This is a genomic window from Streptomyces sparsus (assembly GCF_054776295.1).
The window spans coordinates 1-1,066 of record NZ_BAAHCA010001294.1; the positions used below are offsets into that span (position 1 = coordinate 1).

Annotated in this window: 1 protein-coding gene; it reads right to left on the bottom strand. The window is 77.1% G+C overall.

Annotated elements, in window-relative coordinates:
• Positions 1–88 precede the first annotated feature (88 nt).
• Positions 89–1,066 (bottom strand): discoidin domain-containing protein (locus tag ACYVE9_RS27990; RefSeq protein WP_461030685.1); only part of this gene is annotated, 978 nt, incomplete at its 5' end.

Sequence of the window (1,066 nt, forward strand, 5' to 3'; positions counted from 1 at the left end):
CGCGAGCTGCTCCCGGGACACGCGCCCGCCCTGTCGACTCGGCGCGTCCGGCGGGTGAGGGCCGTTCGGCGGGTGTGGGCCGTCCGGTCTACTCGGCCGGCGTCGGGCGCTTGTCGGAGCCGGACCGGGCCTGCCCGTCGGAGTCCTGTCCGCGGGCATCGGGTGTGCCGTCCCGTCCGTCGTCGTCCGCAGGCCCGTCGGCGCCGGGGCCCTGGTCCCCGGCCGTCCCGTCGTCCCGCTGCTCCGCGCCGCCGCCCTGCTCGCCGCCGTCGGCCGGACCCCTCCCGGAGTCGCCGCCGGGCTCGGGATCCGCTGCCTCGCGCTCCTCCCGATCCTCCTTCGTGTCCTGCTCGACCGCGAACACCTCAAGCGACCACAGCGAGTAGCCGAAGCGGGTGGCCCGCTTGTCACCCTGCACCCGGACGTAGCGGGTGTCGCCGGGCGCGTCCACCCGGACCGTCTCGTGACCGCCCCGGCTCTCCTTCACCACCGCCGCGGTGTGCCAGCGGCGCCCGTCCGAGGAGACCCGCACCCGGTAGCGGGCGGCGTGCGCCTCCTGCCAGTGCAGCCGCACCGCGCCGACCTCGGTGGGGCGGTCCAGCTCGACCTGCACCCACGCGTCGTCCCGCTCGGTGGAGGACCAGCGCGTCTCCGGGTCGCCGTCGGTGACCGCGGACGCGGGGAAGTCCGGCGTCTCGTCGCCGGACGAGTCGGTGCGGGCGCCGCGGGCCACGTCCCGCTGCTCGGTGCGCGGGCCGGTCCGCACGGTCAGCGTCTGCTCGTGCCGGTCGCCGTCCTTCGAGGTGAAGACGACGGGCACCCGGTGGCTGCCGGGTTCCACGTCGGGACCCGCGGTGATCTCCACCCGGGCGGTCGTCTGCGCGCCCCGCGGCACGGTGACCCGGCGCGGCGCGCGGACGGTGAACCCCTTCGGCGCGCTCACCGTGAGCCGGCCCGGCACGTCCTCGGTGCGGTGGGCGGTCAGCCGCACCCCGGCGGTCGTGGAGTCGCCGATCGCGAGGTCGGTCTCGGCGCGGTCGAGCTCCATTGCCGTGCCGGGGGTGTC